This is a genomic window from Thalassospira sp. CA1 (genome assembly GCF_059052855.1).
On sequence record NZ_JBZCIA010000001.1, the window covers coordinates 453,593 to 471,388 of the forward strand.

The window sequence follows — 17,796 nt, forward strand, 5'->3', positions numbered from 1 at the left end:
CTTCCTCAGGGTTTCCGCGCCAGATAGGTGACCAATGCCCGCGACGCCGGGGCGGCGGTAATGCCATGGGCAACCACGCTGATGCAGACAATCATGGTACCGGCGGCAAACAGCGGTTTGAACGCGCCCGGGTCAATCATCGTCGCCATGATCAGCATATAAATCACCGATGCAATCCCGCGCGGTCCGAACCAGCCGATATAAAGCTTTTCGCCAAGGCTATAGGGACTGCCAATCATGCAGATCCACACACAAATCGGGCGCAGGACAGCAAGGCTTGCAATCGAAAACAGCAGCATCGTCCAGGTCCAGCTTTCATAAAGCGCTGGCACGACGATCAGGCCAAAGACAAAGAATGTCAGCATGGTCAGAAGCTCTGACTCGGCCTCGCCAAAGCTTTCAATCGCGTCCTTGACCTTGTCACTCGAAATATTAAGCGCAAGCCCGCCGGCAAAGGCCGCGACAAAACCATTGCCGCCCAATTCCTCGGCCAAAAGGAAAATGAAAAGGGCCGCCAGAACGCCGAGTAACCGTTCAAACCGCGCAACGATGGTCCTGTTCTTGACCGCGTGATTGACCACCTGACCAATGACATAGCCACTGACCACCCCGATCACCGCCCCGATTGAAATCTCAAGCAACGCCTCGGCGACCCAGCCCTGATGTCCGTTGCTCAGAAGATTGGCTTCCAGCAAAACCGCCGTGGTAAAGACCGGCAGGACCAAGCCGTCATTAAGCCCGCTTTCAATATTGATGCCCTGGCGCACCGGTTCGGGCACGCCCTTGTTTTCAAGGACGGGTCGGCCAAGGGCGGCATCGGTCGGGCTGACAATAAGCGCAAGGATCAGGGCCGGCACCAACCCGATAGAGGCATCAAGCCCGACAATAAACGCCCACGTCACCCCGATGGTCAGCGGCAACCCAATCAAAAGCAAGCGGATCGCGATATTGCGCGCCGCACTTTCCTTGCGGTAATCGAGCACCGCCGCATCGAGAAACAAAATGATCGCCAGCGTCATTTCGGCAAAGCCGGTGGCAAAATGAATGCTGCCCGAAAGCGCATCCATCGGTGCGCTGTGCCAGATGCCCAGCGGCAAGGCGACCAGCATCCCGGTCAGAACCATCATCATCGGCGATGAAATATTGCGGCGTTGCAGGCGGCGCGATTGCAGGCCGTACACCAGCCCGGAGCCGAGAAAAAGAATGATCACCCATTCAAACATGGCGCTGCCCAACCTGTTGCCGTGATCAGCAAGTGTGCCCGAAAGGTGCCTGATCGCCAAATGTTTAAGCCATCACACGGCCTTACGCGATGGCCTTTTGCAAAACCGCCAGCCCCTCTGCATGGGCGCGGCTGTCACCACTGGCAATCACCAGATCGCCGCTGTGCATCGTAAGGGCATTGCCTTCCCAATCGGTAATGATCCCGCCCGCGCCCTCGATCACCGGCACCGCAGCACAGAAATCATAGGGCTGCAGGTTGGATTCCACCAACACGTCGCCAAACCCCATGGCAATCAGGCCATAGCCATATGAATCAATACCGTAAATCGGCTGCTTGGCGGAACCAAAGGCCGCCTCGTATCCGGCAATCGCCTTTGGCTCAACGAAAAGATCCGGTCCGGTGGTGAAAATGGTGGCATCTTTCAGGTGCGCACATTCGCGTGCCGTGACCACATTGCCATTCAATGTCGTTGCTTGCCCTTCGACCCCGATCCAGCGTTCATCCAAAATCGCCTGATCAATTACACCCAGCACCGGCTTGCCATTGCGGCACAGCGCAATCAGGGTATTGAAGCTGGGCTTGCCGGTGATAAACGACTTGGTGCCGTCAATCGGATCAAGGATCCAGACATATTGGGCATCAAGGTTTTCCGGCCCGTATTCCTCGCCCAGAATGCCGTGATCTGGCAGTTCCGCATTGATCAGATCGCGCATGGTGCGCTCGATCGCGCGGTCGGCATCGGTCACAAGGCTGGCATCACCCTTTTCATCGATAGAAAGCGGCTTGCGGTAATAGCTTTGCAGCACCGGGCGCGCGGCATCGGCAAGCTTGTGGGCCATGGCAAGAAACGGGTGGTCATTGGTCATCGGATATCCTGTGTCGGCAAGGTCTGTGATCTGGTGGGGCGTCCCGGCAATGAAGGCTGTCAGGCCATCGCGGCCTTGATCGTCGCCAGAACATCCTGATGGCAACGGGCATCCCCGCTGGCAACAACATCACCTGCACTATCAATATGAAGCGGCTTGCCCGACCAGTCGGTCATCACACCGCCTGCTCCCTCGACGACCGGCACAAGCGCACAAAAATCATACGCCTGAAGCCCGATCTCAACCACCGTATCAGCCAGACCAAGGGCGGTCAGGCCATAGGCATAGGCATCAACGCCATACATCGGCACCCGGCAGTTTTTCGAAACCGCCTGATAGGCCTTGGCGGCATCGCCCTTGAACAGCTCGGGCGCGGTGGTAAAGAAGGTCGCACTCTTAAGGTCTTCGCATTCGCGCGCACTGATCTCAACGCCATTCATCGTGCTGGCCTGTCCCATCACGCCGACCCAGCGTTCATCGGTAATCGCCTGATCAATGACGCCCAGAACCGGGGTGCCCTTGTGGCAAAGCGCGATCAGGGTCGCAAAGCTCGGCTTGCCGGAAATAAACGATTTGGTGCCGTCAATCGGATCGAGCACCCAGACATATTCCGCATCGACATTTTCCCGGCCATGTTCCTCGCCCAGAATGCCGTGATCGGGCAGTTCGGCATTCAGGATATCGCGCATGGTGCGTTCGACCTCGCGGTCGGCAATCGTCACCGGGCTGTCATCGGCCTTCACATCGACCGCGACCGGGGTGCGGTAATATTTGCGCACGACCGGGCGTGCGGCATCGGCCAGTTTGTGGGCGATTTCCAAAAACGGATCGAGATTTTCCATAAAGGCATTCCTGCAGGCGGTTGATGTCTGGCGGCGGGGTATGGTTATGGCCGGTACTATTTCCGCTTTGGGCCCAGAAGGCAAGGACGCCATATATAAAGTCCCAAAGGACGACCCCCCCCAAACGCAAACAGGGGACAGTTTCCTGTCCCCTGCATGTTCTGTGCTGACCATAAATTTCGGTCAGGCGATATCTTTGGCTTGCGTGATTACTGCGCGGTGGCCGCGTCAACAGCGTCGCCGGCTTCCTCAACCGCGCCTTCAACGGCGGCTGCGGCATCATCGACGGTTTCTTCAACCGCTTCGGCGGCTTCGTCAACGGCTTCTTCTGCGGCCTGGGCGGCTTCAACCGCTGCCGGATCGGGCAGGGCGACCGGGTTGTCAGACTTGGTGTTCAACCAGGCAATAACCGCGGCACGATCTTCGGCCTTTTTCAGACCGCCAAAGCTCATTTTGGTGCCATCGATGTAATCGCGCGGGTTGTAAAGGAACTCGTTCAGCTCCTCAAAGCCCCAGGAACCACCATGGTTGGCCATCCCGTCAGAATAGGAGAAGTCATCCTTGTGCGCGAACGCGGCACCAACGATGCCATAAAGGTTCGGGCCGGTTTTGTTCGGGCCGCCTTTTTCGACGTCATGGCAGGATGCGCATTTTTTGAAGACTTTCTCGCCTTCACCCATGTCGGCCGAGGCCAGCATGGCAAGAATCGGTTCCGGGCCTGCCGGTTCTGCCGGTGCAGCAGCAGGGGCATTTGCACCCGCCATCACATCTTCGGAGAACGGATATACCGGTGCTTCCAGTTCTTCAGGACTGACCAGTGCGCTGCCGACCTTGCCGACAACCACTACCAGAAGCACAGCACAAATAACGCCGGCGACGATCTTGTTGATTTCCATCGTGTTCATGACGGGACCCCGTTACAGCCTAATCACTCTCAGGTTTTATCTTTATGTTCTACCCATGCGTCCCCGGCAATCCTCGATCAAGAGAAACACACGTGTAACCGCAGGCAAAACTGGTTGGTGGGAAACTATACGTTTCAGCGATTTGCATCAACCTTTCTTAAACACCAAGGCGAACAAGCTTGCCTTAGAACTTTCGTCTAGTGTTCTGCAAAACGCGATTCCGTCTTTCGTCGCCGCACCAAAACCGGCTAATGTCGCGCCGATTAAGAACCTGTGTTCTGCCATTGCTTGTTCACACCACGCTTTGCGCAAGATCAAAGAACAGGTGATTTGTGCCCCATAACTTATGCCCGGCCGGAGTGAAGAAATGTCGACCCCGCGCAATCCTGTTGTTGTAATTCCCGCCCGCATGGCGTCCACGCGTTTGCCCAATAAGCCGCTTGCCGATATCTGTGGCGAACCCATGATCGTTCAGGTCTGGCGTCGCGCGACGGAGGCCGGAATCGGTCCGGTTCTGGTCGCCTGCGCCGAACAGGAAATTGCCGATGCGGTCACTGCCGCCGGGGGTATTGCCGTTCTGACCGATCCCGACCTGCCCAGCGGATCGGACCGCGTGCATCAGGCGCTCCAGACATTCGACCCCGAAGGCAAGTTTGATGCGGTGGTCAATGTGCAGGGGGATCTGCCGACCATTGATGCCGCCGACATCCGCGCGGTGTTTGAACCGCTCAGTGACCCGTCGGTGGATATCGCGACTTTGGCCGCTGAAATCAAACGCGACGAAGAACGCACCAACCCCAATGTGGTCAAGGCCGTCGCAGCCTTTGGTTCCGGGCGTGTCGCACGTGCTCTTTACTTTACGCGCGCGACTGCACCCTACGGGGACGGGCCGCTTTATCATCACATCGGTCTTTATACCTATCGCCGTGCGGCCCTTGATCGTTTCGTTTCCCTGCCGCCCGCCGAACTTGAACAACGTGAAAAGCTCGAACAGTTGCGCGCGCTTGAAAACGGCATGGTGATTGCGGTTGCCCTGGTGGATGGCGTGCCGCTCGGTGTTGATACGCAAGAAGACCTTGAACGCGCGCGCGAAGTGCTGGGTGCATAGTTGCGGAACCAGCCACCAAGTGCTTTAAGTTCATAATCAAAATACATGACCACTTCAGGAAACAGCCAGATGACTGCGCAACAAAGGATCGCTTTTCAGGGAATGCACGGTGCCTATTCCGATCAGGCAGCCCGTCGCGCCTTTCCGGGTGCAACGACAGTACCGTACAGGACCTTTGAAGGCGCTTTTGGTGCGCTTGAAGAAGGCGACGTCGATCTGGCGGTGATCCCGATTGACAACACACTGGCCGGTCGCGTGGCGGATGTGCACCACATCTTGCCAGAGTCCGGTGTCCATATTATCGGCGAAACCTTCCTGCGCATTAACCACGCGCTGGTTGCCGTGCCCGGTACCAGGATCGAGGACATCAAGGAAATCCACAGCCACGTTCACGCGCTTGGCCAGTGCCGCAAATTGCGCAAGGAACTTGGTGTGAATGCCGTGGTCGGCCCCGATACCGCGGGCTGTGCCAAGGAAGTTGCTGATCGCGGCGATAAATCGATTGCCGCCATCGCACCGGTTTTGGCGGCCGAGATCTATGGTCTTGATGTGCTCCGGACCGAGGTCGAAGACGCCGAACACAATACCACGCGCTTTATCATTCTGGCGCGTGAACCGCTCGACATTCCCAATGACGGCACCCCGGTGGTGACAAGCTTTGTCTTCCGCGTGCGCAACGTCGCGGCAGCCCTCTATAAGGCGCTCGGTGGTTTTGCCACCAACGGCATCAACATGACCAAGCTTGAAAGCTACATGGTCGAAGGCCACTTCACAGCGACCCAGTTCTTTGCCGAGGTCGAAGCCCACCCCGAACAGCTTGGCCTGCGCCACGCGCTCGAAGAACTGCAATTCTTCTCGCACGAAGTCCGCATTCTGGGTGTTTATCCGGCGCATTCCTTCCGCAAGGAAAACAACCTTCCGGCCGAATAAGCGGAAAACAGAACGCGCAAAACAAAAAGGGCCGGACAAATCAATGTCCGGCCCTTTTTTGAAATCAGGTTCTTACGATCCGGCCTGGTTCTTCAAGTCGGTCGAGAAACGATGAATGATCTTGGTCAGTTCGGCAGAACGATCAGAAAGCTCTGCGGAGGCTGATTTCAGTTCATCTGCATCGTTGGTCGTGCCCTGGGCATTCTTCATGGTTTCGTCAACGCTCTGGGAAATCTGTTTCACACCATCCGCACTGCGGTTGGCATTGCCCGAGATTTCCTGCGTTGCCGCACCCTGTTCTTCAATGGCCGCCGCAATTGCGGTTGATGCGGTTCGGACCTGTTCGATGGTTTCCGAAACCCGCGAAATGCCGGTGACCGCACGTTCGGTGCCATCAACAATGTCGTTGATCTGGGCGGCGATTTCATCGGTCGCCTTCGCCGTCTGGGTGGCAAGGTTTTTGACCTCGTTTGCCACAACAGCAAAGCCTTTGCCGGCTTCACCCGCGCGCGCAGCCTCGATGGTGGCGTTCAGCGCCAGAAGGTTGGTCTGACCGGCAATATCGTTGATCAGGCCAATGATTTCTTTGATCTTCTCAACGGTCTCGGACAGGCCGGCAACGTCATTTGACGCGCTCTGGCTTTCATCGGTTGCCCGTTCCACCGTGTTTGACATCTGCGAAATCTGAACGTTGATTTCGGTGATCGACGATGAAAGTTCCTCGGTCGCGGCGGCAACTGCATCGACGTTCTGGGAAACTTCACCGGCAGCGGATGCCACCTGCTGGCTCTGGCCCAGAATGCCATCCGCACTCTGTGACATGCTCACCGCAAGATCGGCACTGCGTTGAACCGAACGATCAACGGCTTTGGCGATGCCACCGACTTCGCTTTCAAGCTTCTCGGCGATGGCGCGGATATTGCTGCGGCGTTCTTCTTCGGCCTTCTGTTTCTGAACCGCGGCATCGGCTTCAAGCTGCTGGGCCTGTGCCGACTTGTCACGCAGTGCCAGAACACCGGCTGCCATGTCGCCAATTTCAACGAACCGGGATTCGGTTTCGACCGGTGCCTTGTAATCGCCATCGGCAATCGTGCGAATGCTGCTGTTCAGGCCGACGATGCTGCGCGTGATCCGCGTCCCGACAAACCAGGACAAAATACCGGCAATGATGATCGCGATGACGGAAATGATCGCGATGCGCTGCATGACAGAAATGAATTCTGCCTGAACATCGTCCATATAGACGCCAGCGCCAAGCGCCCAGTTCCATTCCTTGATCGGGCGCACATAGGCGGCTTTCTCGATCAGTTTGTCACCTTCACCCGGCTTCTTGGTTTCATACAGGATCACATCCCCGCCTGCTTTGGCTGCGGCAACAATCATGTTGCGCACCTTGCTGTCGGGATTGCACTTGCCAACATCTTCCGGGCTCAGCGGATCAAGCTGCATGCAGTAATTATAATCGGTGGCATAGATATAGTTCTGCCCGTCAAACCGGTATGCATTGAGCACATCCAGGGCCGCAGCCTTGGCTTCGTCTTCGGTCATCTCGCCGCTTTTGGCTTTGGCGATATAATTATTGACGATCGTGACCGCACCCTCGGTCAAATGCGAAATCTGTTCAAATTTCGCATTTCGAAGACTGGTTTGATAGTTCAGGGCGACTGTGGCGATAATTGCCAGCAGCACCAAAAGGCAAATGGCGGGAATCGAAAAGATCCCCGTGACGACCCGGAATCGCATGATTATCCCCTCTTAAGCGATTGTATAGTACCCCTATATGCACATAATTTGGGAACCAAACCGTTAAAATTGAGCGCCCAGATTGTTAAATGGTGATGACAGTAATCATCGCCAAGTCGATAAGAATGCGTTTTTGCATGGCTGATCGGCGCGGGGATTGATTGACTTATGGTCAAATGCCCTGTATCACCCCGCTCATTCCTTCGCTTGCAAAGACAGAATGAGCTGTCAGGAACTGTATGAAAAGGCGAGGGCGGGTTCGGCGTGATGACGTCGATGCCTCACATCAATTGCCTCTCATGCAGGGTCCGACGCAGTGGCTGCTCTTTGCCGCGCACCGGTCATGACTTCGTTTGGGCAGGCACCCACAGGCGTTAACATGGCGCCGACCGGATAAACGAAGGACTTTCCTTTATGACGAATTTTAATGGGCTCAACCTGATCGAGCCCCTGCTGCGCAATGTTGAAGCTGCCGGTTTCTCCGCGCCGACCGAAATTCAGGCCGCGACGATTCCTGCACTTCTCGAAGGCAAGGACCTGATGGGTATTTCCCATACGGGTGGCGGTAAAACCGCTGCATTCTGCCTGCCGTTGCTGCAGCGTCTTGCCGAAAACCCGCAGCGCCCGAAACCGGGTCAGCCGCGTGCGGTTATTCTGGCACCGACCCGCGAACTGGCGACCCAGATCGGCCAGTGCCTGCGTGATTTCAAAAAAGGCATCCGCCTGTTTTCCTCTGTTGTCTTTGGTGGCTCCCCGATGGGCCCGCAGATTCAGGAACTGCGCCGTGGCGTTGATATCCTGGTTGCGACCCCGGGTCGTCTGCTTGACCATATGTCGCGCAACACGGTGCGTTTCGACGATGTCGAAGTCTTCATCCTTGATGAAGCCGACCGTATGCTTGACATGGGCTTCTCCGAAGACGTTCTGACTGTTGCTGAACTGCTTCCGAATGCGCATCAGACCGTGATGTTCTCGGCAACCATGCCGCCGGAAGTCAAACACCTGACCGACCGTCTGCTTAAAGACCCGGTCAAGGTTGAAACCGCACCGCAGTCCAGCGTGACCGAGCGCGTGACCCAGGTTGGCATGTTCGTGAAACGTCACGACAAGACCAAGCTTCTGGTTCAGCTGCTTAAACGTGACGAATCCGAACGCGTTCTCGTCTTTACCAAAACCAAGGCAGATGCCGACGAACTGTCGTTCCAGCTGCGTGATGAAGGCATCGACAGCGATGCCATCCATGGCGACAAACAGCAGCGTATCCGTCAGAAAATCCTGCGTAACTTCCGCAATGGCAGTTTCCCGGTCCTGATTGCGACCGATGTTGCTGCCCGTGGTATCGACGTTCCGGGTATTACCCACGTTGTGAACTATGATCTGCCGCAAGATGCCGAAAGCTATGTCCACCGTATCGGTCGTACCGGTCGTGGCAGTGCCGAAGGTATTGCCATTTCATTCTGCGAGCCGCGCGACATTCGCCTGCTTCGCAACATCGAACGCCTGATCAAACAGGACGTTAATATCGACGAAGATCACGAATTCCATGCTGCCCCGCCGCCCCGTTCGTTCGGTGCCGGTGCGGGTGCTGGCGGTCGTGGTGGTCGCGGTGGCCGTGACGGTGGTCGTGGCTTTGGCGGCGGCGGTCGCGGTGGTTTCGGTGGCCGTGATGGTGGCCGGGGCCGTGGTGGCTTCGGCGGTGGTCGTGATGGCGGTCGCGATGGTGCCCGTGGTGACAATCGTGACGGTGGTCGCGGTCGTGGTTTCGGTGGCCGTGATGGTGCCCGCGCCGAAGGTGATCGTGCAGCCCGCGGTTTCGGTGCCCGAGATGGTGGACGTGATGAGGCACGCGATGGTGGCCGCGATGGCGCACGTCGTGACTTCAATGATCGTCCGCGTCGTGATGGCGGTGATTTCCGCAATGACCGCAAACCGCGCTTTGACAACGATGACCGTGCACCGCGCGGCGATCGGGAAGAGCGCAGTGGCGGTCGCGGTGGCAACTTCCGCCCCCGTGGTGAAGGTGGCAACCGTGACGAACGTCGCTTTGCCGACAAGCCGCGCGGTGATCGTGGTGGTAACTTCCGCGGTCGCGATGGTGGCCGTGATGGTGCTGGTGCGCGCGACGGTGCTCGTCGTGACTTCAACGACCGTCCGCGTCGTGACTTCAACGACCGTCCGCGTCGTGCCGAAGGTGGTCGCAGCGAAGGTCGCGGCGGCAACCAGGGCATGAAACGCCGTTCGGCATAATTCTGCCCCGCTCTATTGCGGGTACTGTATGGGGGCTGCGCAGGGGAACGGCATAGACGTATACGTCATGCCGGTGCGCAGCACTTCACAGGAATATTGTTAAAGGGGGACCGGCTGAAAACAGCTGGTCCCTCGCTATTTTGGCCTGTGTTTCCCGCACGGGTTTGGAGCATTAATCTGTTTAGACCTATTCTGAAGTGGGGAATTGGTCTAAATTTACTACACCTAAGCGTAAGGTATCTGTTCTGCGTGCCTCAGGGCTCGGAAATGCAGGCAGAGGAAGAGTGGTAATGATGAGCATCAGAATTGCATTTCTGGCCGTGCTTTTGGCGACCGTTGTTGGCTCGGTATCTGTGCGTGCACAGTCGGGCAAAAGCGGATCTGTTTCCGATGCCGACGGGCAGCGCGATTGTTCGCGTCTGGTTGCGTCGGGCAATCCGGATTACCCGCCCTATCTCTGGGTGGCCAAGGATGGTCATACCCTGCAAGGTGCTGCTGCCGACTTCATCAAACGGGCCGGTGAGCTGGCCGGTATTGAAGTCGACGTGGTCTATTCGGGCAACTGGGGCCGGGTGCAGCAACATATGCGCGACGGCACGATTGATATGATCGCTGGTGCCTTTCTGACCCTGCCGCGCTTGGAATATATGGATTACTTCTATCCGGCCTTTCAGGGGACGCGTACCGTGATCTGGACGCATGACAATCTTGATCTGCGCTACAGCCAGTGGTCCGATCTGGTCGGGATTGATGGTCTGACCGTGATCAATAACAGTTTCGGGCAGGCGTTTGACACCTATGCCCGCCACAACCTGACCATCAGCGAAGTACCAAGCCTCGAACAGGGCTTGCAGATGCTCTCGCTTGGTCGGGCGGAATACCTGATTTACGAAGAATTCCCCGGCAAGGCCGTGGCCGCCCATGAAAACATCACCAATATCCGCAGCTACGACACCCCGGTCAGCACCGAAAATCTCTATCTGACCATGTCGCACAAATCGGAATGCAACACCGGCGAACTGCGCGGCCGCCTGTCGCGTGCCGTCTTCGATCTCGTCTCCCGCAATGTGATGACCGAAATGCTCGAAGCCAGCATCCAGGAATGGGGCGACCAAACCAACTGAGGTCAGACAAGCTAGGGGGCAGGCCAACTGGGGCCAGACCAAACAGGGTCAAACCAACTGGGGCCAGACTAACTGCAGTCAGGCTAACCAAGGTCAGACCGACTGCGGGTTGTTGCCGCGCCTACGCGGGATGCCTCTGTCGCACCCGTAGACGAACTGTCCCGATTATTGCGGCACCAGCAATGTGAGGAATCCTCACATTTTCTTTATGCCTCTGAAATCATGGGTTTTTCCACGTCCAGCGCGCGAACTGCAATCCGAACCCGTTGAATATTCGCAGCTCCACAGCGATTTGGTCTCGAGGCTGCCCGCCGCATCAAAAAAACCGGTATAGCTATGCGGATTTAATTTGACGTTAACGTTAACGTCAACTACAACAGAGTCGCGTCATATCCCGGTGTGTTTGATCCTCATCGCGCCGGTTTCACCACAGGATCGCGACATGGCCTCGTTTGAACCGCAAAATCCCGATTACGTCGCCGAAGTGCGCCGGCGTTTCACCCAGCAGCCCTACAATCTGTCGATTGGGGCCGAGGTTTCTGATGTCAAACCGGGCCGGGTCGAGGTGATTGTGCCAACGCGGCCCGATCTGTTGCAGCATAACGGCTATTTCCACGGTGGTCTGATTGCAGGGCTTGCCGATATCGCCGGTGGTTTCGCCGGCTGGAGCCTGGTTGAGGCCGATCAGGGCATGCTGACGATTGAATACAAACTCAACATCGTCGCACCCGGCATGGGCGATCAGTTGCGCGCGGTTGGCGAGGTGGTTTCACGGGGTCGATCGATCATCGTCACCCGCATCGATGTCTTTGGTATGAGGAATACCGAAACCGTCCTCTGTGCGACATCGCTTCAGACGCTCAAGGTGATGAAGCTTCCGCCGGAATTACTCACCAGCGCCGCATAATCGGGCTGATTATTCACTTTTATCAAATAACCAAATTGCGCAGGGCAGGAACAGTAACATGGCATTTTTCGACTTCCCCGGACTGAAATTCGATCTTGGCGAAACCGCGGAGGCCATCCGCGAAACCGTCTCGTCTTTTGCCGAGGCCGAAATCGCCCCGCGTGCGGCGGAGATTGATGCCAGCAACCAGTTTCCCAATGATCTGTGGCGCAAATTCGGTGATCTTGGCCTGCTGGGCATGACGGTGTCCGAAGAAGACGGCGGCACCGGCCTTGGTTATCTTGAGCACGTGATCGCCATGGAAGAAATCAGTCGCGCGTCGGCCTCGGTCGCGCTGTCATATGGCGCGCATTCCAACCTGTGCGTCAACCAGATCAAACGCAACGCCACGCCCGAGCAAAAGGCCAAATACCTGCCCAAACTGATCAGCGGCGAACATATCGGGGCGCTGGCGATGAGCGAGCCGGGCGCTGGGTCGGACGTGGTGTCGATGAAGCTTAAGGCCGAGAAAAAGGGGGATCGTTACATCCTCAATGGCAACAAGATGTGGATCACCAACGGCCCGGATGCGAATACCTTGGTGGTTTATGCCAAAACCGATCCCGATGCCGGGCCCAAGGGCATTACTGCCTTTATCATTGAAAAGACCTTCAAGGGTTTCTCGACCGCACAAAAGCTCGACAAACTGGGGATGCGCGGGTCGAACACGTGCGAGCTGGTGTTCCAGGATTGCGAAGTGCCCGAGGAAAATATTTTGGGGCAGCTGAATGGCGGTGTGCGTGTTTTGATGAGCGGCCTTGATTACGAACGTGCGGTTCTGGCCGCAGGCCCGACCGGGATCATGCGCGCCTGCATGGATGTGGTCGTGCCCTATATTCATGAACGCAAACAGTTCGGTAAGGCGATTGGCGAGTTCCAGCTGATGCAGGGCAAGATCGCCGATATGTACACCACGATGAATGCGTGTCGTGCCTATGTTTACGAAGTCGCCAAGGCGTGCGACCGCGGGGAAACCTCGCGCAAGGATGCGGCCGGTGTGATCCTCTATGCCGCAGAAAAGGCAACCTGGATGGCGCTTGAAGCCATTCAGACGCTGGGCGGCAACGGCTATATCAATGAATACCCAACCGGCCGTTTGCTGCGCGATGCCAAGCTGTATGAAATCGGCGCGGGCACCAGCGAAATCCGCCGCATGCTGATTGGCCGCGAACTATTTGGCGAAACCGCCTGAGCGTTAAAACCGAAAACTTCGTCCCACGAACAAACGGACCCATACCATGAGCACTTCTGATCCGATCGTCATTGTTTCCTGTGCCCGCACCGCAATGGGCGGATTGCAGGGGGATTTTGCCAGTGTGACCGCCGCCGAGCTGGGCGGTGTTGCCATCAAGGCAGCGCTTGAGCGCGGCGGTATGAGCGCCGATGATATTGATGAAGTCATCATGGGCAATGTCCTTCCTGCCGGTCAGGGGCAGGCACCGGCCCGTCAGGCTGCCTGGCATGCAGGCATCCCGCGTGCGGCGGGCGCGACCACGATCAACAAGATGTGCGGATCGGGCATGAAAGCGGTGATGTTTGCTCATGATACGCTGGTCGCCGGTGGCGCCAATGTCATGGTGGTCGGTGGCATGGAAAGCATGACCAATGCGCCGTTCCTGCTTCTGAAAATGCGGTCGGGCCACAAATACGGCCATGACATGGTCTATGACCACATGGCGCTCGATGGTCTGGAAGATGCCTATGACAAGGGCCGTTCAATGGGCACCTTTGCCGAGGCAACAGCAGAAAAATACGGCTTTACCCGCAAAGAGCAGGATGACTATGCCATTACATCCCTGACGCGGGCGCAAAACGCCGCCACGTCCGGCCATTTTGCCGATGAAATTACCCCGGTGACCTTCAACACCCGCAAGGGCGAAGTCACCATTGATGCCGATGAACAGCCGCCCAAGGCCAAACCTGAAAAAATCCCGACCCTGCGCCCGGCCTTTGCCAAGGACGGCACGGTCACGGCTGCCCATTCGGCATCGATTTCCGATGGCGCCGCGGCGCTTGTGATCATGCGCGCGTCGGAAGCCGAAAAGCGCGGGCTTAAGCCGCTTGCCAAAATCGTCGGTCAATCGACCCACGCCCAAGAACCTTGCTGGTTCACGACCGCCCCGATTGATGCGATCAAAAAGGTGCTGGGCAAAACCGGCTGGTCCAAGGACGATGTCGATCTTTGGGAAATCAACGAAGCCTTTGCCGTGGTGGCAATGGCCGCCATCCGTGATCTGGAACTTGATCACGGCAAGGTCAATGTCCATGGCGGTGCCTGTGCACTCGGCCATCCGATTGGTGCCACCGGTGCGCGGTTACTCGTAACCCTGATCCATGCACTTAAAACCCATGGCGGGACCAAGGGTGTGGCATCGCTTTGCATTGGTGGCGGTGAGGCCACAGCGGTTGCCATCGAGCTGCTTTAAGTTTTTGGTAAATTATGTGAACGAAGTTACGCCCCTGTCATCAGACCGTTCGGCTTTCTGATGACAGAAAACCGTGATCCTGTTATCGGAATTGCGGTTTTTGCGCAGGGGCGAGGCTGCTTGCGCGACACCAACACCGGGGTATCATAGTCAAGGGACAGCCATGCAAGATGTGTTGAGCCTGGCGGCGCAAAATCTTCTGTCGCCCATCGTTCTTTTCTTTGTTCTGGGGGTGGGGGCTGCCCTTGCGCGATCGGATCTGACGATCCCGGAAGCCGTCGCCAAAGGCATTTCGCTTTATCTTCTGTTTGCCATTGGCTTCAAGGGCGGGGTGGCGGTCTCAAATAACGGCATTGACCTGACACTTGGCATGACCCTGATGGCGGGCGTGATCCTGTCCTTTGTCTTGCCGTTCATTGCCTTTGCGCTTTTGCGCTGGATATCGCAACTGAGCAGAACAGATGCCGCTGCGGTCGCAGGGCATTATGGCTCGATCTCGATCGTGACGTTTGTCGCTGCAACCTCGGTCCTGCAAAGTTCGGGCATCGTCGCAGAGGGTTACATGGTTGCGGTGGCGGCCGCGATGGAGGCACCTGCCATCTTCTCGGCCCTGTTGCTGGTGTCATCGGGCGGCAAGGGCCGGATGGATGGCGCGTTGATCCGTGAAATCCTGCTTAATGGTTCCATTGTCTTGCTGGTGGGCAGTTTCTTTATCGGTTGGATCACCGGTGCCGAGGGCATGGCCAAGATCGAAGCCCTGATTGTCTCGCCCTTCCAGGGGGTTCTTTGCCTGTTCCTGCTCGATATGGGGCTGGTTGCCGGACGTGGCCTTAAGCAGGGGCGTGCGGTGTTGCGTCCGGGGCCGCTTGTTTTCGGGATGCTGATGCCGGTGATCGGATCCTGTCTTGGACTGGCGTTTGCGCTGATTATCGGGCTGTCGCTTGGCGGGGCGGTGCTGTTGATGGTTCTGGCCGCCTCGGCAAGTTATATCGCGGTGCCTGCGGCCATGCGTGTCGCCCTGCCAGAGGCCAATCCGTCGGTCTATCTTACGCTGTCGCTTGGCGTGACGTTCCCCTTCAACCTGACGCTTGGCATTCCGCTTTATCTTGCGATGGCCAGCGCCGTTCACGGAGGTTAATCCCATGGAAAAGCATGATGCCAAACGCGTGGCGATCATTATCGAAGCCATTATGGAAAGCCGCCTGCGTCAGGCGCTTGAGGGGGCGGGGGTTACCGGCTTTTCCGTGCTGCCGGTGCTTGGTGGATCGGGTCGGTCAGGCAGTTGGAGCCGCGATGATACCGTGTCGCGGGGCGGCGGTATGGTTCAGGTGATCTGCATCATCCGCCCGGAGAAGCTTGACCGGATGCTTGAAGCCGCGTTCGAGGTGGTGGATCGTCACATTGGCGTTGTCACGATCAGTGACTGTCAGGTGCTGCGTGCGGATCGTTTCTAGGAACGTCAGGGTTTGGTTGTCTGCGAAACAAAGGAGATCGCACGTTTAGAACGGCTCAAAAGGTTGGAATGGGGACTATCAACTTGGGCAATTTGGTCCTATTTTGTCGACAGCGTTATGACAGAATAGGGGACTTCGCGAGATGTCAAAGCCAACCGTTGATCGGATGCTTGCCGGGTTCAAGAGCTTTAAGGCGATGTATTATGATCAGCGCCCGGAACGCGTCGAGGACTTGGTCAATATGGGCCAGCGACCGGAAGTTCTTCTGATTGCCTGTTCTGATTCCCGCGTTGATCCCGCCATCCTGACCAATGCTGAGCCGGGCGAGATGTTTGTCATCCGTAACGTGGCAAACCTTGTCCCGCCCTATGAGCCCGATGAGAATTACCACGGGACGTCGTCGGCGATCGAATTTGCGGTGCGTGATCTGAAGGTCAGGGACATCGTCATTCTGGGCCATTCGGCGTGCGGTGGCATGGAGGCTCTGGTCGAGCACGGCGAAGCGGGCAAGGTGCCGGACCGCGACTTTATCGGCGAGTGGGTCAGCATTTCGAAATGCTGTCTCGAACATGGCCCGGATGTCGACAAGGTATCGCGTCATTCGATCCGTAACTCGCTGCAAAACCTGATGTCGTTCCCGTTCATCAAGGAACGGGTCGAGGCCGGTGACCTCAAGCTGCATGGCTGGTGGTACGGCATGAAAGAAGGGATCCTGTGGCGCTTTGATGCCGCGCAGGACAAATTTGTTCAGGGCGAAGAGTAAGCCCGGTCTGATGGAAACGATCTTCTGATCGCAGGACCGGACATCGCCCGCTGAACGTAAAGTGGGAGGGTGGCCGTCATGCGGTTGGAAGAACATCAGATCATGGTGCGCGATACCGCGCGCGAGTTCGCTGAAAACGAACTCAAACCCAATGCCGCAAAATGGGACATCCACCATACCTTCCCGGCCGAGGCGATTGCAGGCCTGGGTGAGCTCGGCTTTTTGGGCATGCTGGTGCCTGACGAGTATGGCGGGGCGGGCATGGATCATGTCGCCTATGCCCTCGCACTCGAAGAAATTGCCGCTGGTGACGGGGCAACATCGACCATCATGTCGGTGCATAATTCTGTTGGCTGCATGCCGATCCTGAAATTCGGGACAGAGGCACAAAAGCAGGAATTTCTGATCCCGATGGCGCGCGGCGAAAAAATCGGGGCGTTCTGCCTGACCGAACCGCAGGCCGGATCAGATGCCAGTGCATTGCGCACCCGTGCTGTGCGCGATGGCGATCACTGGGTTCTGAATGGCGCCAAGCAATTCATCACATCGGGGTCCGAGGGCGATGTCGCCATCGTCTTTGCCGTCACCGACCCGGATGCGGGCAAGCGCGGCATTTCGGCCTTTATCGTGCCGACCGACACGCCGGGATATGTCGTATCCCGGGTTGAGGAAAAGCTTGGTCAGAATGCCTCGGACACCTGCCAGATCACCTTTGTTGAATGCCGGGTGCCAGCCGAAAATATGTTGGGCGAGGAAGGGCAGGGCTACAAGATCGCGCTTGCCAACCTTGAAGGCGGGCGCATCGGCATTGCCGCCCAGTCGGTCGGCATGGCACGTGCGGCGTTCGAGGCCGCAAAGGATTACGCCAATGAACGCGAAACGTTTGGCAAGAAAATCATTGAACATCAGGCGGTGGCGTTTCGTCTGGCCGATATGGCCACCAAGATCGATGCCGCCCGGTTGCTCGTCCATCGCGCCGCTGCCTTGCGCGATGATCACAAGCCGTGTCTGACCGAGGCCTGTATGGCGAAAATGTACGCCTCCGAAATTGCCGAGGAAGTCTGCTCGGCCGCCATTCAGATCCATGGCGGCTACGGCTACCTCAAGGACTTCCCGGTCGAGCGGATCTATCGCGATGTGCGGGTGTGCCAGATCTATGAAGGTACGTCTGATATCCAGCGGATGGTGATTGCGCGGGCGTTGGCGGATTGACGAGG

Annotated in this window: 16 protein-coding genes; 11 read left to right on the forward strand and 5 right to left on the reverse strand. The window is 57.2% G+C overall.

Features of this window, described 5'->3' with window-relative positions; genetic code table 11:
• Positions 1-5: 5 nt before the first annotated feature.
• From AC5Q5A_RS02170 to AC5Q5A_RS02185, 4 genes are all read right to left on the reverse strand, one after another.
• Positions 6-1,223 carry a cation:proton antiporter gene (locus tag AC5Q5A_RS02170; RefSeq protein ID WP_493894185.1) on the reverse strand — a complete coding sequence of 406 codons (1,218 nt, stop codon included), beginning with the start codon at positions 1,221-1,223 and terminating at the stop codon, positions 6-8.
• 82 nt (positions 1,224-1,305) lie between these two features.
• Positions 1,306-2,091, reverse strand: coding sequence for an inositol monophosphatase family protein (locus tag AC5Q5A_RS02175; protein ID WP_493894420.1), 786 nt, complete (start codon positions 2,089-2,091; stop codon positions 1,306-1,308).
• A 59-nt stretch (positions 2,092-2,150) separates the two neighbouring features.
• On the reverse strand, positions 2,151-2,933 hold the full coding sequence (gene hisN, locus AC5Q5A_RS02180; protein ID WP_493894186.1) for a histidinol-phosphatase: 783 nt from the start codon (positions 2,931-2,933) through the stop codon (positions 2,151-2,153).
• Positions 2,934-3,142: 209 nt separating this feature from the next.
• The gene (locus tag AC5Q5A_RS02185) at positions 3,143-3,838 is read right to left on the reverse strand and encodes a c-type cytochrome (RefSeq protein ID WP_338184196.1); all 696 of its coding nucleotides are present in this window, start codon (positions 3,836-3,838) and stop codon (positions 3,143-3,145) included.
• A 367-nt stretch (positions 3,839-4,205) separates the two neighbouring features.
• Here AC5Q5A_RS02185 and AC5Q5A_RS02190 point away from each other — a divergent pair, with 367 nt between their 5' ends.
• Entirely contained in the window at positions 4,206-4,946 is a 741-nt protein-coding gene (locus AC5Q5A_RS02190) for a 3-deoxy-manno-octulosonate cytidylyltransferase (protein ID WP_493894187.1), read from the forward strand.
• A 69-nt stretch (positions 4,947-5,015) separates the two neighbouring features.
• A complete protein-coding gene (locus AC5Q5A_RS02195; RefSeq protein WP_493894188.1) occupies positions 5,016-5,876 on the forward strand; it encodes a prephenate dehydratase in 861 nt (286 codons plus the stop codon).
• Between the two features lie 72 nt (positions 5,877-5,948).
• Here AC5Q5A_RS02195 and AC5Q5A_RS02200 read toward each other — a convergent pair whose 3' ends face one another.
• A complete protein-coding gene (locus AC5Q5A_RS02200) occupies positions 5,949-7,619 on the reverse strand; it encodes a methyl-accepting chemotaxis protein (protein ID WP_493894189.1) in 1,671 nt (556 codons plus the stop codon).
• 414 nt (positions 7,620-8,033) lie between these two features.
• Between AC5Q5A_RS02200 and AC5Q5A_RS02205 the strand changes: the two genes are divergently transcribed.
• The 9 genes from AC5Q5A_RS02205 to AC5Q5A_RS02245 all read left to right on the forward strand — a co-directional run bounded on the left by AC5Q5A_RS02205 (position 8,034) and on the right by AC5Q5A_RS02245 (position 17,791).
• Entirely contained in the window at positions 8,034-9,866 is a 1,833-nt protein-coding gene (locus tag AC5Q5A_RS02205; RefSeq protein ID WP_493894190.1) for a DEAD/DEAH box helicase, read from the forward strand.
• A gap of 290 nt (positions 9,867-10,156) precedes the next feature.
• Positions 10,157-10,990, forward strand: a complete 834-nt coding sequence (locus tag AC5Q5A_RS02210) for a substrate-binding periplasmic protein (protein WP_493894191.1) — start codon at positions 10,157-10,159, stop codon at positions 10,988-10,990.
• A 442-nt stretch (positions 10,991-11,432) separates the two neighbouring features.
• Positions 11,433-11,897, forward strand: coding sequence for a PaaI family thioesterase (locus tag AC5Q5A_RS02215; RefSeq protein ID WP_493894192.1), 465 nt, complete (start codon positions 11,433-11,435; stop codon positions 11,895-11,897).
• 58 nt (positions 11,898-11,955) lie between these two features.
• A complete protein-coding gene (locus tag AC5Q5A_RS02220; protein WP_493894193.1) occupies positions 11,956-13,128 on the forward strand; it encodes an isovaleryl-CoA dehydrogenase in 1,173 nt (390 codons plus the stop codon).
• Positions 13,129-13,174: 46 nt separating this feature from the next.
• Positions 13,175-14,362 carry an acetyl-CoA C-acyltransferase gene (locus AC5Q5A_RS02225; RefSeq protein WP_493894194.1) on the forward strand — a complete coding sequence of 396 codons (1,188 nt, stop codon included), beginning with the start codon at positions 13,175-13,177 and terminating at the stop codon, positions 14,360-14,362.
• Positions 14,363-14,525: 163 nt separating this feature from the next.
• Positions 14,526-15,500, forward strand: coding sequence for a sodium-dependent bicarbonate transport family permease (locus tag AC5Q5A_RS02230; RefSeq protein ID WP_064779965.1), 975 nt, complete (start codon positions 14,526-14,528; stop codon positions 15,498-15,500).
• Between the two features lie 4 nt (positions 15,501-15,504).
• Positions 15,505-15,816 carry a P-II family nitrogen regulator gene (locus AC5Q5A_RS02235; protein ID WP_007088811.1) on the forward strand — a complete coding sequence of 104 codons (312 nt, stop codon included), beginning with the start codon at positions 15,505-15,507 and terminating at the stop codon, positions 15,814-15,816.
• A gap of 142 nt (positions 15,817-15,958) precedes the next feature.
• Complete coding sequence (locus AC5Q5A_RS02240) at positions 15,959-16,579, forward strand: carbonic anhydrase (RefSeq protein ID WP_008888479.1); 621 nt, start codon at positions 15,959-15,961, stop codon at positions 16,577-16,579.
• A 78-nt stretch (positions 16,580-16,657) separates the two neighbouring features.
• Positions 16,658-17,791, forward strand: a complete 1,134-nt coding sequence (locus AC5Q5A_RS02245) for an acyl-CoA dehydrogenase (RefSeq protein WP_493894195.1) — start codon at positions 16,658-16,660, stop codon at positions 17,789-17,791.
• Positions 17,792-17,796 lie beyond the last annotated feature (5 nt).